General features: G+C 72.2%; 19 protein-coding genes. 10 read left to right on the top strand and 9 right to left on the bottom strand.

Going from position 1 to position 21,025, the window contains the following annotated elements; genetic code table 11:
• A partial coding sequence (locus tag E1264_RS22820) for an ATP-binding protein (protein ID WP_243711105.1) occupies nucleotides 1–376 on the bottom strand: 376 nt, incomplete at its 3' end.
• A 394-nt stretch (nucleotides 377–770) separates the two neighbouring features.
• Here E1264_RS22820 and E1264_RS22825 point away from each other — a divergent pair.
• Nucleotides 771–5,033 carry a HAMP domain-containing protein gene (locus E1264_RS22825; protein WP_243711106.1) on the top strand — a complete coding sequence of 1,421 codons (4,263 nt, stop codon included), beginning with the start codon at nucleotides 771–773 and terminating at the stop codon, nucleotides 5,031–5,033.
• Between the two features lie 108 nt (nucleotides 5,034–5,141).
• The gene (locus tag E1264_RS22830) at nucleotides 5,142–5,828 is read left to right on the top strand and encodes a response regulator (protein ID WP_132176770.1); all 687 of its coding nucleotides are present in this window, start codon (nucleotides 5,142–5,144) and stop codon (nucleotides 5,826–5,828) included.
• 58 nt (nucleotides 5,829–5,886) lie between these two features.
• Here E1264_RS22830 and gltX read toward each other — a convergent pair whose 3' ends face one another.
• Nucleotides 5,887–7,284: a glutamate--tRNA ligase gene (gene gltX / locus E1264_RS22835; protein WP_132176772.1), complete on the bottom strand. Its 1,398-nt coding sequence runs from the start codon at nucleotides 7,282–7,284 to the stop codon at nucleotides 5,887–5,889.
• Nucleotides 7,285–7,349: 65 nt separating this feature from the next.
• On the bottom strand, nucleotides 7,350–7,928 hold the full coding sequence (locus tag E1264_RS22840) for a TIGR03086 family metal-binding protein (protein WP_132176774.1): 579 nt from the start codon (nucleotides 7,926–7,928) through the stop codon (nucleotides 7,350–7,352).
• Nucleotides 7,929–8,028: 100 nt separating this feature from the next.
• Between E1264_RS22840 and E1264_RS22845 the strand changes: the two genes are divergently transcribed.
• Nucleotides 8,029–8,895 carry an AraC family transcriptional regulator gene (locus E1264_RS22845; protein ID WP_132176776.1) on the top strand — a complete coding sequence of 289 codons (867 nt, stop codon included), beginning with the start codon at nucleotides 8,029–8,031 and terminating at the stop codon, nucleotides 8,893–8,895.
• On the top strand, nucleotides 8,892–9,530 hold the full coding sequence (locus E1264_RS22850) for a CoA pyrophosphatase (protein WP_132176778.1): 639 nt from the start codon (nucleotides 8,892–8,894) through the stop codon (nucleotides 9,528–9,530). Before E1264_RS22845 ends, E1264_RS22850 begins: the two co-directional genes overlap by 4 nt.
• A gap of 11 nt (nucleotides 9,531–9,541) precedes the next feature.
• On the opposite strand, the gene E1264_RS22855 is transcribed toward E1264_RS22850, so the two are convergent.
• Nucleotides 9,542–10,567: a methyltransferase gene (locus tag E1264_RS22855; RefSeq protein WP_132176780.1), complete on the bottom strand. Its 1,026-nt coding sequence runs from the start codon at nucleotides 10,565–10,567 to the stop codon at nucleotides 9,542–9,544.
• 222 nt (nucleotides 10,568–10,789) lie between these two features.
• Here E1264_RS22855 and E1264_RS22860 point away from each other — a divergent pair, with 222 nt between their 5' ends.
• A complete protein-coding gene (locus tag E1264_RS22860) occupies nucleotides 10,790–11,428 on the top strand; it encodes an HNH endonuclease family protein (RefSeq protein ID WP_132176782.1) in 639 nt (212 codons plus the stop codon).
• A 177-nt stretch (nucleotides 11,429–11,605) separates the two neighbouring features.
• On the opposite strand, the gene E1264_RS22870 is transcribed toward E1264_RS22860, so the two are convergent.
• A complete protein-coding gene (locus E1264_RS22870; protein ID WP_132176784.1) occupies nucleotides 11,606–12,106 on the bottom strand; it encodes an HAD domain-containing protein in 501 nt (166 codons plus the stop codon).
• A 124-nt stretch (nucleotides 12,107–12,230) separates the two neighbouring features.
• On the opposite strand from E1264_RS22870, the gene E1264_RS22875 reads away from it, so the two are divergent.
• Both E1264_RS22875 and E1264_RS22880 read left to right on the top strand, forming a co-directional pair.
• The gene (locus E1264_RS22875) at nucleotides 12,231–13,085 is read left to right on the top strand and encodes a class II glutamine amidotransferase (RefSeq protein ID WP_132176786.1); all 855 of its coding nucleotides are present in this window, start codon (nucleotides 12,231–12,233) and stop codon (nucleotides 13,083–13,085) included.
• A 52-nt stretch (nucleotides 13,086–13,137) separates the two neighbouring features.
• Nucleotides 13,138–13,950: a PIG-L family deacetylase gene (locus tag E1264_RS22880; protein ID WP_132176788.1), complete on the top strand. Its 813-nt coding sequence runs from the start codon at nucleotides 13,138–13,140 to the stop codon at nucleotides 13,948–13,950.
• On the opposite strand, the gene E1264_RS22885 is transcribed toward E1264_RS22880, so the two are convergent.
• The 4 genes from E1264_RS22885 to E1264_RS22900 all read right to left on the bottom strand — a co-directional run bounded on the left by E1264_RS22885 (nucleotide 13,943) and on the right by E1264_RS22900 (nucleotide 17,691).
• On the bottom strand, nucleotides 13,943–15,082 hold the full coding sequence (locus E1264_RS22885) for a hypothetical protein (protein ID WP_132176790.1): 1,140 nt from the start codon (nucleotides 15,080–15,082) through the stop codon (nucleotides 13,943–13,945). The genes E1264_RS22880 and E1264_RS22885 overlap by 8 nt on opposite strands.
• Nucleotides 15,079–16,524, bottom strand: coding sequence for a hypothetical protein (locus E1264_RS22890; protein ID WP_132176792.1), 1,446 nt, complete (start codon nucleotides 16,522–16,524; stop codon nucleotides 15,079–15,081). Before E1264_RS22890 ends, E1264_RS22885 begins: the two co-directional genes overlap by 4 nt.
• Nucleotides 16,525–16,717: 193 nt before the next feature.
• A complete protein-coding gene (locus tag E1264_RS22895; RefSeq protein WP_207936087.1) occupies nucleotides 16,718–17,275 on the bottom strand; it encodes a GNAT family N-acetyltransferase in 558 nt (185 codons plus the stop codon).
• A 53-nt stretch (nucleotides 17,276–17,328) separates the two neighbouring features.
• A complete protein-coding gene (locus E1264_RS22900; RefSeq protein WP_132176794.1) occupies nucleotides 17,329–17,691 on the bottom strand; it encodes a VOC family protein in 363 nt (120 codons plus the stop codon).
• A 153-nt stretch (nucleotides 17,692–17,844) separates the two neighbouring features.
• Here E1264_RS22900 and E1264_RS22905 point away from each other — a divergent pair, with 153 nt between their 5' ends.
• The 3 genes from E1264_RS22905 to E1264_RS22915 all read left to right on the top strand — a co-directional run.
• Nucleotides 17,845–18,927, top strand: a complete 1,083-nt coding sequence (locus E1264_RS22905; protein WP_347813414.1) for a phosphotransferase family protein — start codon at nucleotides 17,845–17,847, stop codon at nucleotides 18,925–18,927.
• Nucleotides 18,928–19,181: 254 nt separating this feature from the next.
• Nucleotides 19,182–20,129, top strand: coding sequence for a TIGR03621 family F420-dependent LLM class oxidoreductase (locus E1264_RS22910; protein WP_165964317.1), 948 nt, complete (start codon nucleotides 19,182–19,184; stop codon nucleotides 20,127–20,129).
• A gap of 210 nt (nucleotides 20,130–20,339) precedes the next feature.
• Nucleotides 20,340–21,025 (top strand): SDR family oxidoreductase (locus E1264_RS22915; RefSeq protein WP_132176798.1); only part of this gene is annotated, 686 nt, incomplete at its 3' end.

Below are 21,025 nucleotides of genomic sequence, written 5' to 3' on the forward strand. Positions count from 1 at the left end.
CGCCGGGACGGGGCAGCCGGAACCAGACGCCCTTGGTGCGGCTGTCGTAGGAGACGCCCCAGGAGGCGGCGAGGCGGGCGATCGACGGCAGCCCGCGCCCGCTGGAGGCGGTGACGCCGGGCATCTCGATGCCGCGGGTCGGGTGCCGGTCGCGGACCTCGATCCTGACGTCGCCCTCCTCCAGATGGCAGGAGACCTCGAAGGACGTGCCGGCGTAGGCGATGGCGTTGGTGGCGAGCTCGCTGGTGGCGAGGACCGCGTCGTCGGCCACCTCGTCCATGCCCCAGTCGGCGAGCACCTTGCGGACGAAGCGGCGCGCGTCCGCCACCGCCGCGGCGGCGGACGGGAAGGTCGCCGACGCCGTCTGCCGATCCAACTGCCGTCCTTCGTTCGAAGCATCACTACCCGGCCGGCCATCGTGACCGGGCCGGGCCATCGTGACCCGGCCAGGCCATGGTGTCAGACCGGCCATCGTGCCAGACCGGCCGGCCGCGCTGACGCGGGGGCCCTGCGCCGAGGGGCGGAGCGATGCGTCCGGCTCGGCATGCGACCCCATGCCACAACACGACAGACCGTAACACGAAGGCTACAAGGAAGGATGCACGGTCATTGCCGTCCGTTCACCGCGGCGTGAGGACCGTTCCAGTGCAGCGCGGCGACGTAGAGTACAGGGTGCGGCCAGGAGTAGGCCCAGGGAAGGAGTCCGTGCCATCCGGGCGTCCGGCGCCGTTTCCGGATGCCGACAATCGCGGGCCAGGAGGATGAAGAGCATGCCGCGTACCGCGTCTCGCGCCCGCCCCTACGGCGGGTACCGCGACACCGCACCGCGCTACAGCGACGCCGATCTCGAACCGCTCCTCAAGGCGCTCATCGCCGTCCGGGACGGGAAGGCGAGGTCCGAGCTGAACGTGCCGGGCGAGGGCGCCGTGGCGGAGGCCGCGGCGATCCTGGAGGAGATCCGGCAGAACGGCCACGAGCTGTCCTCGGGGCTGGCCCGCGTGCGGCGGGAGATCGGCCGGGAGGGGCAGCTGCGGGGGCGGCTCACGCCGGGGACGCTGCGGGGCACCTGGGCGGCCGCCGTCGAGGACGCCAACGCGATCATCGACAAGCTGACCGACCTGGCGACGGGGATGAGCCAGGTCGTGGAGGCCGTCGCGGCGGGCGACCTGAGCCAGCGGGTCGAGCTGCGGGTGCGCGGCAGGCCGATGCGCGGGGAGCTGCTGCGCATGGCGAAGTCCGTCAACGGCATGGTGGAGCTGCTCGACCAGTTCACCTGGGAGGTCACGCAGTTCGCCCGCGAGGTCGGCACCGAGGGCCGGCTCGGCGGCCAGGCCCCGGCGCGCGGGATGACGGGCCGCTGGCGCGATGTGACGGCGTCGGTGAACGTGATGGCGGCGCGGCTGACGTCCCAGGTCCGCGACATCGCGGAGGTGACCACGGCGGTCGCGAAGGGCGACCTGACCCGCAAGGTCACGGTGGAGGCGACCGGCGAGCTGCAGGAGCTGAAGCTCACCGTGAACACGATGGTCGACCAGCTGTCGGCGTTCGCCGACGAGGTGACCCGCGTCGCCCGCGAGGTCGGCACGGAGGGCCAGCTGGGCGGCCAGGCGAACGTGCCGGGCGTCAGCGGCGTCTGGAAGAACCTGACCGACAACGTCAACGCGATGGCGAACAACCTGACGTACCAAGTCCGCGGGATCGCGCAGGTCACCACGGCGGTCGCCGAGGGCGACCTGGCCAAGAAGATCACGGTCGACGCGCAGGGCGAGATCGCCCAGCTCAAGGACACCGTGAACACGATGGTCGACACGCTGTCGGCGTTCGCCGCGGAGGTCACCCGCGTCGCCCGCGAGGTCGGCACGGAGGGGCGGCTCGGCGGCCAGGCACGGGTGCCCGGCGTGAGCGGCGTCTGGAAGGACCTGACCAGCAACGTCAACGGGATGGCGTCCAACCTGACCTACCAGGTCCGCAACATCGCCCAGGTCACCACCGCGGTCGCGCAGGGCGACCTCGGCAAGAAGATCACGGTGGACGCGCAGGGCGAGATCCTGGAGCTGAAGGACACGGTGAACGCGATGGTCGACACGCTGTCGGCGTTCGCGTCCGAGGTCACCCGCGTCGCCCGGGAGGTCGGCACGGAGGGGCGGCTCGGCGGGCAGGCGATCGTGCCCGGCGCGGGCGGCGTCTGGCTCGACCTGACCGACAACGTCAACTCGATGGCCAACAACCTGACCAACCAGGTGCGCGGGATCGCGCAGGTCACCACGGCGGTGGCGCAGGGCGACCTGGGCCGCAAGATCGAGGTCGACGCGCAGGGCGAGATCCTGGAGCTCAAGACCACGCTGAACACGATGGTCGACACGCTCTCGGCGTTCGCGGACGAGGTCAGCCGCGTCGCCCGCGAGGTCGGCACGGAGGGGCGGCTCGGCGGGCAGGCACGGGTGCCCGGCGCGGGCGGCATGTGGAAGGACCTGACCGACAACGTCAACGGGATGGCGTCCAACCTGACCTACCAGGTCCGCAACATCGCGCAGGTCGCGACGGCGGTCGCGCACGGCGACCTGACCCGCCGCATCGACGTGAACGCGCAGGGCGAGATCCTGGAGCTGAAGACGACGCTGAACACGATGGTCGACACGCTGTCGTCGTTCGCGTCCGAGGTCACCCGCGTCGCCCGCGAGGTGGGCATCGAGGGGCGGCTCGGCGGGCAGGCCGAGGTCGAGGGAGTGTCCGGCACCTGGAAGCGGCTGACGGAGAGCGTCAACGAGCTTGCCGGCAACCTGACGACGCAGGTCCGCGCGATCGGCGAGGTGGCGAGCGCGGTCGCCACCGGCGACCTGACCCGGACGATCACCGTGGAGGCGCGCGGCGAGGTCGCCGAGCTGTCGGACAACGTCAACCTGATGGTCGCGACGCTGCGCGAGACGACCCGCGCGAACGAGGAGCAGGACTGGCTGAAGACCAACCTGGCACGGATCGGCGGGCTCATGCAGGGCCACCGTGACCTCCAGCAGGTCGCCGACCTGATCATGCGGGAGCTGACGCCGACGGCGAGCGCGCAGTACGGCGCGTTCTACCTCGCGGAGAACAGCGGCGAGGAGACGGAGCTGGCGCTGATCGCCGGGTACGGGACGCGGCGCGGCAGGGGCGGCCGCACCGGCGAGGCGAGCGGCGCCCGGTTCGCGCTGGGCGAGGGGCTCGTCGGGCAGGCGGCGCAGGAGCGCAGGCCGCTGCTGATCGCCGACGCGCCCGCCGACTACGTCAAGATCGGCTCGGGGCTCGGCGAGGCGTCCCCGGTCAACATCATCGTGCTGCCGATCGTGTTCGAGGACGAGGTGCTCGGCGCGATCGAGCTGGCCTCGTTCGGCCGCTTCACCGACGTCCACCTGGCGTTCTTCAGCCAGCTGATCGAGACGATCGGGGTGACGCTGAACGCGATCCGCGCCAACACCCGCACCGAGGCGCTGCTCGGCGAGTCGCAGCGGCTCGCGCAGGAGCTGCAGGAGCGCTCGGACGAGCTGCAGCGCCAGCAGGGCGAGCTGCGGCACTCCAACACCGAGCTGGAGGAGAAGGCGGCGCTGCTGGCCCAGCAGAACCGCGCGATCGAGATCCAGAACTTCCAGATCGAGCAGGCCAGGCGGACGCTGGAGGAGCGCGCCGAGCAGCTGGCGATCTCCTCGCGGTACAAGTCGGAGTTCCTGGCGAACATGTCGCACGAGCTCCGGACGCCGCTGAACAGCCTGCTCGTGCTCGCCAAGCTGCTGTCGGAGAACCAGGACGGCAACCTCACCGGCAAGCAGGTGGAGTTCGCGCAGACGATCCACGACTCCGGCACCGACCTGCTGGAGCTGATCAACGACATCCTTGACCTGGCGAAGGTCGAGGCCGGGAAGATGGAGGCGCATCCGCAGCGGATCGCGGTGTCGGCGCTCGTCGACTACGTCGAGGCGACGTTCCGGCCGCTGTCGGTCGACAAGGGGCTGCAGTTCGGCGTGGAGGTCGCGCCGGACGTCCCGTCCACGCTGAACACCGACGAGCAGCGGCTGCAGCAGGTGCTGCGGAACCTGCTGTCCAACGCGGTGAAGTTCACCGCCGAGGGCGAGGTGCGGCTGGTGATCGAGCGGGCCGGCGACATCGACTTCACGCTGCCCGCGCTGTGGAACACCCCGGACGTGATCGCCTTCCGGGTGATCGACACCGGCATCGGGGTCAGCGCGGACAAGCTGCAGGAGATCTTCGAGCCGTTCCAGCAGGCCGACGGGACGACCAGCCGCCGCTACGGCGGCACCGGCCTCGGCCTGTCGATCAGCCGGAACATCGCGCGGCTGCTCGGCGGCGAGATCCACGCGGAGAGCCGGCCGGGCCACGGCAGCGTGTTCACCCTCTACCTGCCCGCCCAGTACAGCGAGCGCGACGGGCGGCGCCGCTCGGCGATGCCGGACGAGGTCGCCGCCGCGCAGGAGGCCGCCCTCCCGGGCGGTGCCCCGAACGGCGGCCTGCCCGGCCTGCCCGGCGCCGCCGGATCCGTCCAGGCCGGGGAGAAGGGGCTGCCGGTGGAGCGGCCCGGCGGCGAGCGTCCCGGGGAGCAGGAGCCCGGGATGAACGGGCTGCTGGAGGAGCCGCCGGCGGACTTCCTCGACACCGTCCTGTCGGGCCGGAAGGTCCTGATCGTGGACGACGACGTCCGGAACGTGTTCGCGCTGACCAGCGTCCTTGAGGGCTACGGGATGGAGGTCCTGTACGCCGAGGACGGGCAGGCCGGGATCGACGTCCTGCACCGCAACCCCGACGTCGCGGTGGTCCTGATGGACGTGATGATGCCGGGCCTGGACGGCTACGCGACCACGGCGGCCATCCGGGAGATGCCGCAGTTCGCTGAGCTGCCCATTATCGTGATCACGGCGAAGGTGATGAAGGGCGACCGGGAGAAGAGCCTGGAGTCGGGCGCGTCGGACTATGTGCCGAAGCCCGTCGACGTGGACCATCTTCTTGACGTGATGAGGAACTGGCTGCAACCCTCCATCGTCCGCTGAGGAGAGGGAGAGGAGACGCCTGGCCAGCAGGGTCGTCGTGGCAGGCAGGGTCGTCGTGGCCGCGGGGCGCGGCCGTGGAGTGGCGGGGACCGGATCGGAGGGACGCGCGTGGACGACAAGGCGAAGATCCTGCTCGTGGACGACCGCGAGGAGAACCTGATCGCGCTGGAGGCCATCCTCAGCTCGCTCGATCAGGATCTCGTCCGGGCGCGGTCGGGTGAGGAGGCGCTGAAGGCGCTGCTCACCGACGAGTACGCGGTGATCTTGCTGGACGTCGTCATGCCGGGCATGGACGGGTTCGAGACGGCCCGCGACATCAAGCGCCGCAAGAAGACCCGCGACCTGCCGATCATCTTCCTCACCGCGGTGAACAGCGACCCCGACTACGCGTTCCGCGGCTACGCGGCGGGCGCGGTCGACTTCATCTCCAAGCCGTTCGACCCGTGGGTGCTGCGCGCGAAGGTGTCGGTGTTCGTGGAGCTGCACACCAAGAACAAGCAGCTCCGCGACCAGACGTCGCTGCTACGCGAGCAGGCCGCGCTGCTCCGCGAGCAGGCGACGCTCCTGAAGGCGCGCCCCGCGAAGGGCCCACGCGACGCGGACCGGCCGCACGACGCCGACCGGCCGCACGACGCGCCGCCGGGCCTGGTCGGCGACCGGCTGATGGCGGTGGAGGAGCAGGCCGAGATCGTCGGCAAGCGCGCCCCGGCGTCGCTGCGCGGCGAGTTCGAGGAGCTGGACCGCCGCCTCGCCGACCTCCGCCACGCCCTGAACGGCGACGACCCCGGCTCCTGACCGCCCGGCACATGCTCGACGACCTTGACCCGTCACCTCAGCCACGCGGCAACCCGAGCTAACCGCCAATAAGCACAGCGCGGGCGGCGGCGATGCGGGCGACGGTGCGGTCGCGGCCGAGGATCTCCAGGGACTCGAAGAGCGGCAGGCCGACGGTGCGGCCGGTGACGGCGACGCGGACGGGCGCCTGCGTCTTGCCGAGTTTGAGGCCGTGCTCGGCGCCGATGCGCTCCAGCCGGTCCTTCAGCTCGGCGGCGTTCCACGGCGCGTCCTGGTAGGCGGCCTCGGCGGCGGCGAGGATCGCGGCGGCGGGCTCCTTCATGGCCTTGTTCCAGGACGGCTCGTCGGACGGCGGCTCGTCCAGGAACGCGAAGTCGATCATCTGGACGATCTCCGACAGCAGCGCGATCCGGGTCTGCGCCAGCGGCGCCAGCTCGGCGAACACGGCGACGTCCACCTCGAACGGGGCCCCCTGCAGGAACGGGAGGCACTCGGCGATGAACTTCTCGGGCGGCAGCGCGCGGATGTACTCGCCGTTGAACGCGCGGAGCTTCTTCTCGTCGAAGAACGCGGGCGAGGTGTTGACGTCGTCGATGCGGAACTCGTCGACGATCACGTCCCAGGGGACGATCTCGCGGTCGCCGGACGGGGCCCAGCCGAGCAGCATCAGGTAGTTGCGCATGGCCTCGGCGAGGTAGCCCTCGTCCCGGTAGGCCTCCAGCGCGACCTTGTCGCGGCGCTTGGACAGCTTCTGCCGCTTCTCGTTCACGATGACGGGGACGTGCGCCCAGACGGGCGGCTCGCCGCCGAGCGCCTCCCAGAGGAGCTGCTGCTTGGGCGCGTTGGACAGGTGCTCCTCGCCGCGCACGACGTGGGTGATGCCCTGGCTCATGTCGTCGACGGCGTTGGCCAGCAGGAACGTGACGGACCCGTCGGCGCGGGCGATGACGAAGTCCTCCAGGACGGCGTTCTCGAAGACGGGCTTGCCGCGCAGCAGGTCGACGACGGTGGTCTGGCCCTCGTCGGGCGTGCGGAAGCGGAGGGCGCGTCCTGGGCCGGGCTCCAGGCCGCGGTCGCGGCAGAAGCCGTCGTAGCCCTTGTGCTGGTCGCCGGTGCGGGCGATGACGGCCTCGCGGGTGCAGTCGCAGTAGTAGGCGCGGCCCTGGTCCTTCAGCGTCTGGGCGGCCTCGGCGTGCTTGTCGGCGTTGGCCGACTGGAAGTAGGGGCCCTCGTACTGCCCGCCGTCCATCCCGAGCCAGGCCAGGGCGCGGATGATGCCCTCGGTCCATTCGGGGCTGTTGCGGGAGGCGTCGGTGTCCTCGATCCGCAGCACGAGCGTCCCGCCCGACTGCGCGGCCATCACCCAGTTGAACAGCGCCGAGCGGGCGCCGCCGACATGGAAGATGCCGGTCGGGGACGGGGCGAAGCGGACGCGGATCGCAGAGGTCGAAGACATGCCTCAAGCGTAGAGCGCGCGGGCCCCCGCTCGCGCCGGGACCCGCGCGCGCCCTCTCGGGGCCGTCACGGTTTCCAGTGCGGGTCGCGTCCGGTCAGGCCGATCAGGCGGTCGAGGAGCGGCGCGTCCTCGGGGACGGGGACCTCCTCGCCGAACAGCTTGTACTCCCGGGTCATCTCCGCCGTCCCGCGGGTCACCTCCCAGGCCGTCCGGACGGTCTCGGGCGGGAAGTCGGGGTCCTGGCCGGTGGCGGCGGCGAGGTCCCAGCCGTGCAGGACGCATTCGCCGAACAGGATCCCCGCGATGAACTCCGCGGGCATGCCGTCCTTGTTGCCGGTGAGGCTGGTGTTCCCCTCCCAGGCGGCGGGGTCCTGCCAGGCTTCGGCGGCCCTGCGCGCCTTCTCCTCGAACCGGTCGGCCCAGCCCGGCTCGGCGGTGAAGTCGTGGCCCTCGTCCGGGCCGTCCGGCGGCAGCTTGCGCGCGGCGGTCTCGCCCCGCCCGGTCCACAGGACGAGGTGGTTGATCAGGGCCCGGACGTCCCATTCCGGGCACGGGGTCGGCGCGTCCATCAGGTCGCCGGGGACCTGCCGGACGATCCGCACCGCGGCCATGGCGGCGGGAAGCATCTGGTTCCGGATGTCCACGATCTCTCCTTCGCATGCGTGTTCGATCGAGCGTGTTCCGCACGTTAGGCGGGGCGCGACGTCCCGTCTTGTAGGAACGCGACACGGCTAGCCTGAAGTGATGGCACGACTCCTCCCCCGGGACACGCGGGGCATCCTGCGGGCGCGGACGGGCCTGGAGCGGTTCCAGGTCGAGCGGATCGCGCCGCCTGACCCGCTCGCCCCGTTCGTCGAGTTCTTCTGGGTGCTGCACTGGGATCTGCGCGGGCGGGCTCCGCACCGGCAGAAGGTGCTCACGCGGCCGAACGTCCACATGACCTTCACGAACTACTGGACCGGCCGGAAGACCCGGGGCCGGATCGTCGGGGTCGTGCGGGACGAGTTCGTCGAGGAGATCGCCGGCGACGGGCGCGTGGTGGGGGTGGGGTTCCGGCCCGGCGGGTTCCGGCCGTTCGCGGGCGGGCCGGTGTCGGCGCTCACCGGGCGGATGGTCGGCGTGGACGAGGTGTTCGGCGCGGCGGGCCGGGCGCTCGCCGGCGAGGTCTTCGCGGCGGACGGCGCGGACGACGCCGTCGCGCGGCTGGCGGCGTTCCTCACCGGGCTGCGCCCGGAGGACGACCCGTCCATCGGGCGGGCCGCGGAGATCGTCGAGCGGATCGCGGCGCTGCCCGCCTTGGTGCGGGTGGACGAGCTCGCCGCCGACGTGGGGCTCAGCCCGCGCGGGCTGCAGCGGCTGTTCCACGAGTACGTGGGGATCGGCCCGAAGTGGGTGATCAGGCGGTACCGGATGCTGGAGGCGGCCGGGCGGGCCGAGGAGGGCGCGCCGGTGGACTGGGCGGGCCTGGCGGCCGAGCTCGGCTACACCGACCAGGCCCACTTCACCCGCGACTTCACCGCGGCCGTCGGGACGCCGCCCGCGCGCTACGCCCGCGAGGCCGGAGCCCGCGAGGCGGGGGCTGGCGGCGCGGCTGGCAAGATCGACGCATGACGGACTTCCCCCTCGACCCGTTCGACGACCTCACGGCGTTCCGCGCGCTCGCCGTCGGGCGGCTCGGTTCGTTCGCGCACACGACCGTCCCGGACGCGCCCGGGTTGCGGCGCGCCGGGGTGGTGCTGTGCGTCGTGGAGCACGGCGGCCGTCCCTCGGTCATCCTGATCAGGCGCGCGTACCGGGGGCGGAACGCCGGGCAGTGGGGGCTGCCCGGCGGGCGGCTGGAGGGCGGCGAGACGCCCGAGGAGGCGGCGCTGCGGGAGCTGCGCGAGGAGATCGGCCTGGCGGCGGGGCCGGGCGACGTCCTCGGCAGGCTCGACGACTTCCCCGCCACGTCCGGTTTCGCGATCACCCCGATCGTGGTGGCGCTGGACGACCCGGGCCCGCTCGCGCCGAGCCCGGACGAGGTCCACTCCGTCCACCACACGAGCCTGCGGAGGCTCGCCGACGACGACACGCCGCGGTGGGTGCCGCAGCCGGACGGCGGGCATCTGCTGCAGATGTGGCTGGCGCCGGACTGGCGCGTCCACGCCCCGACGGGCGCGATGCTGTGGCAGTTCCGCGAGGTGGTGCTGCTCGGACGGCCCGCCAGGGTCGCCGGGTTCGTCCAGCCCGACTGGACCCGCACCTGAGCGCGGCCGGGTCAGCCGCCCGGCCTCACCTCGATGACGTGGTACCCGAACGGCTGGACCGGCCCCGTCAGTGAGACGCCGGCGAACCCGGCGGCGTCCAGCAGCTCGCGGAACTCGGCCTCGGTGCGCTCGCGCCCGCCGGTGCAGACGAGCATGTTGAGGTCGTTGCGGACGATGCCCTGCGTCTCCGGCGTGACGATCTCGGGCATGACCTGCTCCAGCAGGAGGAGCCTGGCGTCCGGGCGCATCGCGGCGCGGCAGTTCCGCAGGATCGCGGTGGCCTTCCCGTCCTCCCAGTCGTGGATGACGCTCTTGAGGACGTAGGCGTCCGCGCCGCCCGGCACCTTCTCGAAGAAGTCGCCCTCGACGATCTCCACCCGCTCCGCGACCTCGGCGAGCGTGCCGGGCGCGGCGGCGAGCCCTGCGGGCCGGTCGAACAGCATCCCGCGCAGCCCCGGATGGGCGCGGACGATCGCGGCGATCAGCGTGCCGTCGCCGCCGCCGAGGTCGGCGACCGTGCCGTAGCGGCCGAAGTCGTGCGCCTCGATGATCCCCGGCGCGACGGCCCTGGTGTGCTCGGACATCGCGGCGTTGAACGTCTTCGACAGCTCCGCGTTGGCGTCCGACTCGAAGAACTCGAACGGCGTCATGCCGGTCGCGCGCTCCCAGGCGTACTCCCCCGTGCGCAGCGTCTGGGTCATGTCGCCCCACGTCCGCCACACGGCCGGGCCGCAGAACAGCATGATCAGCGAGCGGATCGAGTCGGGGGCGTCGGAGCGGAGCCGCTGCCCTTCGGAGGTGAGCGCGAACAGGTCGCGCTCCTTCTGCTCGACGACGCCCAGCCCGGTCAGCCCGCGCAGCAGCCGGAGGAGGGACGGCGCGTGCGCACCGGTCTCCCCGGCCAGCTCCGCGCTCGTCCTCGGGCCGCCGGCGAAGGCGTCGGCCAGCCGCAGCTCGGCGGCGGCGTGCAGCATCTGCGCCGGCATGTATCCGAAGGCCAGATCCAGCAACGGCGATCTCGTCTGCGCTCTCGACATGGGTCGCTCCCCCTTCGTGTGACCTGCCTCGACGCTACGGACCGCGCGATGCGACGTATTGGACGAATGGCACCTCCGCGCCGGTGATCTCCTCGCGCCTGCCGATCTTCGCCCACGCCGTTACCTGATCGTGTCGTCCGCTAACCGAACGGTCACATCCGGTTTATCGAACTGTTCGAGACTGGCGCCTCCTGCTCCCGACCAGCGAAGAAGGGGCCTTCCGTGAGACGCACGGGGATCGCCGTCACCGCCATCGCTACCGCCACGGCCACCATCACGCTCACCATCAGCACCGCCGGCGCCGCAGGCGCCGCACCGCCACCGCCACCCGGGGCCGACGCGGCCAAGCGGAACCTCGCCGGGCTCACCGTCCGCGCCGAAGGCTCCGATTCCGGTTACGACCGCAAGAAGTTCCCGCACTGGATCGAGCGGGGCGGCAACTGCAACACCCGCGAGGCCGTCCTCAAGCGCGACGGGGAGAACGTCAGGACGGGCTCGGACTGCTACCCGACGTCCGGCACGTGGACCAGCCCCTACGACGGCGCCACCTGGACGAAGGCGTCCGACCTCGACATCGACCACATGGTCGCGCTCGCGGAGGCGTGGCGGTCGGGCGCCTCGTCCTGGACGACGTCGCGCCGCCAGGCGTTCGCCAACGACATGGGCAGCTCGCAGCTCTGGACGGTCACCGACAACGTCAACCAGGCCAAGGGCGACAAGGACCCGGCCGAGTGGACGCCGCCGCGCGCCGCGTTCCACTGCATGTACGCCAGGTCGTGGATCGACGTGAAGCACCGGTACGGCCTCACGGTCGACCCGGCGGAGAAGTCCGCGCTCGGGCGCCTGCTCGGCCGCTGCTGACCGTCCCCGGCTCCGGCGTGCACGCTCCGGCGGGGCCCGGCCTCCTCCACGGCCCGGGCCTCGCCGGTCCCGCCGGACCCGCCGATCCCGCCGCTCCCGCCGCTCCGCCTGCTCCGCCTGGTCCGCCTGGTCCGCCCGGTCCGCCCGGTCCGCCCGACGATCCGGGAGGCGGCGCGGTCAGCGGGTGAGGGCGCGGAGCCAGGCCGCGGCGGTCGCGATGTGCTCGTCGGTCAGGCCCGTCATCGGGTCGATCTCCACGAGCAGATGCTCGGCGACGTCCGGCTCGCCGGCGATGCACTCGGTGGCGTCGGGCTCGTCCTCGAACCAGACGAACGGGCGGCCCTCCGTCCATTCCGCCACATGCCGGGCCTTCCACGCGCCGAGCGTCCCGGCCTCGTCCATGCCGGGGAACTGCGGGATCGGGACGAACGGCAGCTCCGGCAGCCCGACCCGCGGCGAGATCCACACGTTGGCGTTGTCGCACCAGTAGCTCGCCCAGGCCAGCTCCGCGCCGGTGGACTCGGCCAGGTCGAGCAGCGACGGGCCGTGCGCGGGGTTGAGCCACAGCTTGAACGTCATGCCGTTCGGTGAGCAGCGCTGCCGCTTGTAGCCGCGGTGCGGCCTCTCGAATGGGTTGAGCACCCCGTCCACGTCGAGCAGAACCACCGGCGACCCCATACCCGTGACCGTACGACATCGGGAGGCCGCCCGTCGAAGGTCATTTTCCTTCGGCGGGCCTCGTGGCCCGGCCGGGCCGGGCACGCCGAGTAATAGGTCGTGGCTGCGCGGGCATCGTGCGGTCATGTGCCGACTGTTCGGGATGACCACCGGCGGCCCGCGGGCGCACGCCACGTTCTGGCTGATCGACGCCGCGGACAGCCTGCGCTCCCAGTCCCGCCGGATGCCCGACGGGACGGGCCTCGGCTGGTTCTCGCTCGGCGAGGAGCCCGTCCGCGACCGCGCGCCGATCGCCGCGTACGAGGACGCCGACTTCAACTCCGAGGCGCGGACGGTCGTGTCGCACACGTTCATCTCCCATGTCCGGTACGCCTCGACCGGGGTGCCCGACGTCCACAACTCGCACCCGTTCGTCATGGACGACCGGCTGTTCGCCCACAATGGCGTGGTGAAGGGCCTGGACGTCCTCGACTCGTGGCTCACCGACGTCGACCGCGCGCAGATCCGCGGGCAGACCGACTCCGAGCTGGTGTTCGCCTACATCACGGCGGAGATCCGGCGGCAGGGCGACACCACGTCCGGGCTGATCGCGGCCGTCCGGCGGATCGCCGCCGAGCTGCCCGTCTTCGCGCTGAACGTCCTGCTGGCGGAGTCGCGGCGGATGTGGGCGCTGCGCTACCCCGCCACCCACCGGTTGTGGGTGCTGCGGCACGAGCTGACCGAGCCCGGGGAGGGCCGGCGGCTGGACGCGGGCCGCGAGCCCGGACGGCTGAAGGTCGCCGCGCACCGGGAGCCCTGCGCCGCTTCCGTCCTCGCCAGCGAGCGCCTGGACGACGATCCCGGCTGGCGGCTCCTCGCGCCCGGCGAGCTGCTCGTCGTCGACGGGCCGGACACGTCCTCCATGCAACCGTTCGACGAACCGGCGCACGTCCTGACCGCGGACGACCTGTCGGCCGCCGAATCCACCTCCCAAACCTGATCGACTCCGGCGTCCGGCACGTAGAGTGGACGGCCGAGACTGGGGGTCCCGGATGAAGACCGAACTCACGCTGATGGCCGTGCACGCCCACCCCGACGACGAGGTGCTGGGCACCGGCGGGCTGCTCGCGCGCTGCGCCGCCGAGGGCATCCGGACGGTGCTGGTGACCTGCACCAACGGCGAGCAGGGCGACGACTCCGGCGGGGTCAAGCCGGGCGAGCCCGGGCACGACGCGGACGGGGTGGCGCGGCGGCGGCTCGCCGAGCTCCGCGAGTCCGCCGGGCTGCTCGACATCGGCCACCTGGAGCTGCTCGGCTACCGCGACTCCGGCATGGCCGGCTGGTCGACCAACGACGACCCGGCGGCGTTCGCGAACATCCCGCTGGAGGAGTCCGCCGGGCGGCTGGCCGAGCTGATGGAGCGCTACCGCCCGCAGGTCGTCGTGACCTACGACGAGGACGGCGGCTACGGCCACCCGGACCACATCCAGGCGCACCGCATCGCGCTCGCCGCCGCCGAGAAGACCGGCATTCCCGACAAGCTCTACTACACCGCCATCCCGCGCTCGGGCATCCGCCGCATGTTCGAGGCCATCAAGGAGGCGGGCATCGAGATCGACTTCGAGCCGTCCGACGACTTCGGCACCCCCGACGAGCTGATCACCACCACGCTGGACGTGTCCGCGCACGTGAAGGCCAAGACCAAGGCCCTCCAGGCGCACGCGAGCCAGGGCGAGAACATCTTCCTGCTGCGGCTGCCGGAGGAGATGCAGCGGATGGTGTTCTCGTTCGAGGCGTTCGTCCGGCACTACTGCCGCGTCCAGGCCCCGGACAAGGAGGACGACCTCTTCGCCGGCCTCAGGTGACCTTTCTCGCTTGAGCCCTGTAGTGGTCCAGGACGTCCTGGCGCAGCAGGTATCCGAAGCCCGCGCGCTCCAGGCGCAGCGCCAGGCCCGCCTTGTCGGCGCCGAGCGCGGCGGCGGTGGCGCTCAGCCGCCAGTCGTGCTCGGCCAGCCGCTTGAGCAGGTATCCGCGCCTGACCTGCGCCTCCGAGAGCCGGAACGTCTTCAGGTAGGCGATCCGGCCGTCCTCGCCGGTGATCGTCTCGCCGATGTGGTTCTCGCGGCGCAGCGCGAACGACGGCAGGAACCGCGCCAGCTCGAAGCCGTGCAGGTGCTGCACGACCTGGCGGGACCCGTCCGGGTCGAAGAGCCGCCCCGCCATCACCTCGTCGTGGAACTCGGCCCATTCGGCCTGGCGGAGTTCCGCCGCGAGCCGGAGATCGTCCAGTGACGTGATCTCGGTGTCGTCGATGGGGGTGGACAGGTCACCGGCCGGCATGCCCAGCAGGCCGTGCAGGTAGATCAGCTCACCGAAGAGGTCCTCGACCAGCGTCGGGTGCAGGGCCCGGTAGTCGTCCGGGTGCGGGACGGCGAACGCGCACGCCAGCGTGTCGCCGACGTAGACGAGCACGCCGCACTGTCCCGGATGGATCTCGAAGATCCTGAGTGCGTCCTCGATCCCACGCACGTCCTGCCCGAGGTAGGTCTCCTCGCAGCGCGGTGACAGCCCGTGCGCGACCGCCCTGCGTGACCACTCCTCCCAGGCGATCTCCGGGCCGCCGAAGTGCAGCGCCAGATAGCCCTCCACGGCCAGGTGCAGGGGAAGGAACCGGAGCCGGTCCCTGCCCGCCTTCCGCGCCATCCGCCGCGTGAACCGGATGAACATGCGCGGCGGCGCGGCCTCGGTGTCGCGTTCGAGGAGGCGCGTCCCGTAGGAGGCGGCGGGCGTCTGGTCGCCGTCGCTCCACGTCGCCACGAACGCGTGCGGGACGAACGAGACGTACACGGCACCGTCGCCGGTGTCCACGATCGACACCGGCTCCCCATGGACCTTCCGGTGCAGCCGCAGGTGGGGGACGGGCTCGTCGCGGACGAGCGGGACCAGCCGCACCGACCCCCACACCTGCGCCGACCTGGTCTCCAGTCCGAGCATCATGCGCGATCTCCCAGGAAGCGGGCCGTCCGGTCGTCCAGGTGGGCCCGCAGTTTCGGCAGGCCGACGCGTCCCTCGGCGAACCGGGCCAGCTCGACCAGCGTCGGCAGGTCTTCGGCGTCCCTGATGCCGGCGGTCGGCACGGTCGGCGCGAGCCGCCGCACGTCGAAGTCGTCGGCGTCGTACACCGGGTTCAGGTGGACGGTCATCACGCGCTGCCCGGGGGCCAGCCGGTGCCCGGGGTCGAGGCGCGTCCGCCAGATACGCAGGACGTCCGCGGCGAGGCCGGGCGGCGCGTTGTCCCAGCCGTCGGAGACGATGAGGAGCCGCTCGGGCCCGGTCTCCAACGCGTCGATGATCCGCGTCCCCAGCGGCGTGGGCCCGGACGGGTACGTCAGCAGCTCGTCGGTGCGCCCGGACGTCCACAGCGGCGTGTACTCCTTCGCCAGCGCCTCCAGCAGGTAGTGCGACGCGAGCGCGACCGCCAGCGGTCGCCGCCGCTTCTGCCCGGACCCCAGCGCGGAGTAGCTGTCGTCCAGCACCGCCGTGACCCTCCCCCACGAGCCGCGGGCCGCGCCGGCCACCCGGCGGGCCGCCGTACGCAGCGCCTCCGTCAGCTCGGCGCGCCGCGCGGACCGCTCGTCCAGCGTCAGCGACAGCACGTAGGAGGCGAGCCGCGTCAGCGGCATCTCGCGCATGTCCCGCAGGCCGGTGCGGACGGCCTCCACCTTGGCGGCGCTCGTCTGCAGGCGCAGCCGCTCCAGCCGCGTCATCCGGGGCTCGATGCGCTCAAGGAACGTCTCCCGCGGAATCCTGTGCAGCGCGGCGAATCCCTCCGCCACCGTGTAAGGCAGTTCGTAAATGGCGGCCTGCGAATAGTGCGCGCGCCGCCACTGCTCATATATCGGCGTCGAGTACGCGGTCACGGAGAACGGCGCGAAAAGGAAACTCCCCTGCTCCCCGCGGAGCCGCAGATGCGCATGGCGCGCCGCGACCTTCACGAGGCTCCGGTACTTGACGGAGTCGAACGCCGGGTCGCGCCGCGCGGCCATCCAGTCGCGGATGATGGCGCGCGTCCGCCGGTTGTTCACCCCGCGCCGCCTCAGTTCACGGAAGACGCGGTAGACGCGCTGCTGCGGCATCGATTCCAGCCGCCGCGCGATCAGCCGCCCTTCCGCCCTGCGGCGCTCGACATCGACGTCGCCGGCATGCACGAGCAGGTTCACGACGATGAGCGCCGCATTGTGGTCGTTGATGTCCAGCGCCAGAACGGCCGCGTACATCTCGCGGTAGTTCGCCAGCATGTACTCGTGCAGGAATTCCAGGCTGAGCCGCTGGTCACCGGGATCGTGGTGGAACTCCCGCTGCCCGGTCGAGGTGATCGCCGCGTTGACGAACATCAGCACGTCCTCGCACGCGATCAGCTCCGCGAACGTCTCGGTCATGCGTTTCCGAGCCTGATCGGGGGACGAGGGCGCCGGCCGGGGAAGGAGGGCGCGAGCAGCGAATCATCGCTTCAAATGCGGGTTCCGGAAGTCGCACCGGAGTCCCGCGGCCGGCACCCGCACGTTAACACCGGCGGGTCGGCGGCGGCCTCCGAATATCCGCCGCCCGCCGGGCGCCGGCCCGGCCGCCGGTTCACCGGACGTTCGACGAATTCGTCCGGGCCAGGTCGGTGCCCGGGTCGATGATCCAGTGGTTGGTCCGGACGATCCGCCCGGCGAAGACGACGTCCTGCTCGGCGAGGAACGTGAAGCCGAGCGAGCGGCAGATCCCGTTGGACGGCGCGTTCGTCGTCGCGGGGAAGGCGTGGACGAGCCCCCATCGGTCCTCGTAGCGCGCCCTCTCCAGCAGCATCCGGACGGCGCGCTTGCCCACGCCCCGCCCCTGGAACTCCGGCATGACCATCCAGCCGATCTCGGAGAACACCGTGCCGTCCACGTCGTGGTGCCAGAGCGTCACCGTGCCGGCCACCGGCCCGCCCCCCGTGCCCGGGCCGCCCGCGCCGGGGACGATCATCTTGATCAGGGCCGTGCCGGACGCCGCGTCCTCGACGTCCCGGCGCACCTTCTCCTCGATGCCCTCGCGGGGCAGCGGGCCGCCGAGCTCGGCCATCATGACCGGGTCGCAGCGCATCCGGACGTAGGCGTCGACGTCCCCGAGCTCGACGTCGCGCAGATGCACCTCCGGATCCACGCCTGCAATTCTCTCAAACTCGGGCGCCGCGTTCGGGGAAACGCGTGCCGCGGTCAGGGGCGGTACGTGCCGAAGTACCACTCGTTGCCGTCCGGGTCGCGGGCCGCGTAGTCGCGGGAGCCGTAGTCCTGGTCGGTGAGCTCGCGGAAGATGTCGGCGCCCGCGGCCTTGGCGCGGTCGTGGTGGGCGTCCGGGTCGTCGACGGCGACGTAGATCGCCGACGTGCCGGGCTCGCCGTTGCCGAACATGAACAGGCCGGTGTCGTACCGCATCTCGGCGTGGACGATCTTCCCGTCGTCGTCGCGGTACACGTTCGCGGCCTCGAAGCCGAACGCCTTCTCCAGCCACTCCATCGACGCGGCGGGATCGGCGCAGTTGATCATCGGGTAGAAGGTCCTGCGGATCTCCAAGGTCATGGCGTCCTCCCTGGTCGTCGCCTGTATGCCCAGTCTGCGCGGCGCGAGCCCGGCCGTCTTGGACGAATGTGACCTCGGCTCCCGGGCCGCGCCGGGACCGGCTGTTACTCTCCGCTAGTCGTCTCGTCCGTGTGCCGGAAAGGGACCCGCACCGTGCAGCCTGAGCAGATCGACCGCGCGCTCGTGGACTTCGACGTCCTGGCCCGCTGGATGGACGGCCGCGGCCTGCCGGGCGGCCCGTTCGAGGACGTCCGGCCGCTGGCCGGGGGCACGCAGAACACGCTGATCCGGTTCCGCCGGGCGGGCCGCGACTACGTGCTCCGGCGCGGCCCGAGCCATCTGCGGGCGCGGACGAACGACGTCCTGCGCCGGGAGGCCCGCGTCCTGGCCGCGCTCGACGGGACCGGTGTCCCCGCGCCTCGCCTCATCGCCGCCTGCCCGGACGAGTCCGTGATGGGCGGCGCGGTGTTCTACCTCATGACCCCGGTGGACGGCTTCAATCCCACGGTCACGCTGCCGGAGCCTCATGCGGACGACGCGTCCGTCCGGCACGAGATGGGCTTGAACGCGGCCCGCGCCCTGGCGGCCCTGGGCGCGGTCGACCACGAGGCCGCCGGGCTGGGCGACTTCGGCAGGCCGGCGGGGTTCCTGGAGCGGCAGGTGAGCCGCTGGCTGTCCGAGCTCGACTCCTACGGCAAACTGGACGGCTACCCCGGCCCCGACATCCCCGGCGTGGACGGCGTCGCCCGCTGGCTGGAGGAGCGCCGCCCGCTCCGGTGGCGGCCGGGGATCCTGCACGGCGACTACCACCTGGCGAACCTGATGTACTCCTTCGGCGGTCCGGAGGTCGCCGCGATCGTCGACTGGGAGATGTGCACGATCGGCGACCCGCTGCTGGACCTCGGCTGGCTGCTGGCGACCTGGCCCGGCCCGTCCGACGACGACGGCGCGTCCGATGGCGGCGCGTCGCTGGCCGGTCCGCTGGGCGAGGCGGGCGGGCTGCCCTCGGCGGACGAGCTCGTCGCCGCCTACGCGGAGCGTCCGGACGCCGTCGCCGGGCGCGATCTGTCGTCCATCACCTGGTACGCGGTGCTCGCGTGCTTCAAGCTCGGCATCGTCCTGGAGGGGACGAACGCCCGCGCGCACGCCGGCAAGGCGCCCAGGGAGACGGGCGACCTGCTGCATTCGATCACCCTCGCCCTGTTCCGCCGCGCCCAGCGGTTCATCGACTCCTAGGGCCCCGCGGCTCGCGGTCCGCCGGGACGCGGGTTGCGAATCCACGCTCCGCGACGCAGCCTGGTAAGTAACCGGCGAGAACGGGGCAGTCGGTGACGCCCTTACGCCGCACGGACGGCGAATCGAGCCACTCGCCCCGTTCCGCCGGTCATGAGCCGTCCCGCCGGTCAACGCGCCGCCCGGCCCCGGGCGCCGGGAGGCCCATGTCGGATTCCTGCCAGCGCAAAGGCGGGCGCACGGGGCATGCTCACCGCATGGACAGGAACTTCCGCTTCGGCGTCGTCGGCGAGTCGATCCGCTCCGGCGCCGAGCTGGCCGGCACGGCGCGGCGTGCCGAGGACCTCGGCTACGACGTGCTGGTCCTGCGCGACCACTTCGTCACCGAGCCGTTCGGCGACCAGCTCGCGCCGATGGTGGCGCTGGCGTCGGCCGCGTCCGTCACGAGCACGCTCCGGCTCGGCACGATGGTCCTCGCGAACGACTACCGGCACCCGGTGCTGCTCGCCAAGGAGGCCGCGACCCTCGACCACCTGTCGGGCGGACGGTTCGAGCTCGGCGTCGGCGCGGGCTGGATGCGCGAGGAGTACGAGGCCGCGGGAATGCCGTTCGACCAGGCGGGCACCCGGGTCGGGCGCCTGGAGGAGTCGCTGCAGATCCTCCGCAGCCTCCTCTCGGGCCAGAAGACCACGTTCACGGGCGAGCACTACCGTGTCGAGGGCCTGACCGTGTTCCCGCCGCCCCCACGGCGGCCGCCGCTCGTCGTCGGGGCCGGGAGCGGCCGCATGCTCGGCATCGCCGGGCGGTACGCCGACACCGCCGGCATCCTGCCCCGCGCCCTCCCCGACGGGACGATCTCCGACGAGATCACCGAGCGGCTCCCGGAGACCATCGCCCGCAAGGTCGACCGGGTCCGGGAGGCGGCGGAGGCCGCGGGCGGGCGGGACGTCGAGCTGAGCATGATGGTCACGCCGACCTTCGGCCCCGATCCGCGGGCCGCCGCCGCGAAGATCGCCGTCATGCGGGGCTGGGGCACGTCGTCGGCCGAGCTCGTCCTGGACATGCCGTCCCAGTTCGTCGGGCCGCCCGAGCACGTCGCCGAGCAGATGCTCGCCCGCCGGGACCGCTACGGCTTCACCTACTACCAGGTGCCGGACGCGGCGATGGAGGAGTTCGCGCCCGTCATCCCGCTCCTCACCGGGTGACCGTCCCGGGCGCCGGCGCCGCGAGGAGCGCGACCGGCGCCCCGCCGGGGCGGCGCGGGGCGACGGCCGTCTGCACGCGCGCCGGGCGGTCGCCCGGACACCGCGATACGGCGAGCATGTGACCGCGTACCCGCCGTCACAAGGGCCGCGTTCCAATGAGTGAAAACGGCGTCTTGTCGGTTCGCGCCGAGGTGGCGCACGCTGCCTCCCATGACCGAATCGCCGTCCAATGACGCACCTCAGCGGGTCGCCCTCGTCACCGGCGCGGCCGGCGGGCTCGGGCGGGAGTTCGCCGTCGCCCTCGCCCGCCGCGGGCACCGGGTCGCGGGCCTCGACCTCGCCGACATGTCCGGCACTGCGGACCTGATCGGCGAGGCCTTCCATCCCGTCCGCGCGGACGTGACCGACCCGGTCGAGGTCGAGGCCGCGGTCGAGGAGACCGCCGCCCGCTTCGGCGGCCTGCAGATCGTGGTCAACAACGCCGGGATCTACCCGCCGCTGGAGTTCGAGAAGACGACGCTGGACGACTGGCGGCGGATCATGCGGGTCAACCTGGATGGACCGTTCCTGGTGTCCCAGGCCGCGCTGCCGCACCTCAAGGCCGCCGGGTGGGGACGGATCGTGAACATCGTCTCGGCGGTGGTGTTCCTCGGGCCGCCCGACCTCGTCGCCTACACCACGTCCAAGTCCGGTCTCGTCGGGTTCACGCGGGCGCTCGCCAGCGCGACGGGCGCGTACGGGATCACGGTGAACGCGATCGCGCCGGGCCTCACCCGCACCGACATGGCGGCCCGCACGACCGGCGCGGACGGCGGCTTCGAGCGGGTCCGCGACAAGCAGATCATCCCGCACGTCGAGGAGCCGGCGGACCTGGTCTCTACGCTGCTGTACGTGTG

The organism is Actinomadura sp. KC216, from assembly GCF_004348535.1.
Classification (GTDB): Bacteria; Actinomycetota; Actinomycetes; order Streptosporangiales; family Streptosporangiaceae; genus Spirillospora.

Excerpts from the sequence above, each read along its gene's own strand:
- E1264_RS22825 (WP_243711106.1), top strand. The coding sequence starts at position 771 with ATGCCGCGTACCGCGTCTCGCGCCCGCCCCTACGGCGGGTACCGCGAC.
- gltX (WP_132176772.1), bottom strand. The coding sequence starts at position 7,284 with ATGTCTTCGACCTCTGCGATCCGCGTCCGCTTCGCCCCGTCCCCGACC.
- E1264_RS22845 (WP_132176776.1), top strand. The coding sequence starts at position 8,029 with ATGGCACGACTCCTCCCCCGGGACACGCGGGGCATCCTGCGGGCGCGG.
- E1264_RS22850 (WP_132176778.1), top strand. The coding sequence starts at position 8,892 with ATGACGGACTTCCCCCTCGACCCGTTCGACGACCTCACGGCGTTCCGC.
- E1264_RS22855 (WP_132176780.1), bottom strand. The coding sequence starts at position 10,567 with ATGTCGAGAGCGCAGACGAGATCGCCGTTGCTGGATCTGGCCTTCGGA.
- E1264_RS22870 (WP_132176784.1), bottom strand. The coding sequence starts at position 12,106 with ATGGGGTCGCCGGTGGTTCTGCTCGACGTGGACGGGGTGCTCAACCCA.
- E1264_RS22875 (WP_132176786.1), top strand. The coding sequence starts at position 12,231 with ATGTGCCGACTGTTCGGGATGACCACCGGCGGCCCGCGGGCGCACGCC.
- E1264_RS22880 (WP_132176788.1), top strand. The coding sequence starts at position 13,138 with ATGAAGACCGAACTCACGCTGATGGCCGTGCACGCCCACCCCGACGAC.
- E1264_RS22885 (WP_132176790.1), bottom strand. The coding sequence starts at position 15,082 with ATGATGCTCGGACTGGAGACCAGGTCGGCGCAGGTGTGGGGGTCGGTG.
- E1264_RS22890 (WP_132176792.1), bottom strand. The coding sequence starts at position 16,524 with ATGACCGAGACGTTCGCGGAGCTGATCGCGTGCGAGGACGTGCTGATG.
- E1264_RS22900 (WP_132176794.1), bottom strand. The coding sequence starts at position 17,691 with ATGACCTTGGAGATCCGCAGGACCTTCTACCCGATGATCAACTGCGCC.
- E1264_RS22910 (WP_165964317.1), top strand. The coding sequence starts at position 19,182 with ATGGACAGGAACTTCCGCTTCGGCGTCGTCGGCGAGTCGATCCGCTCC.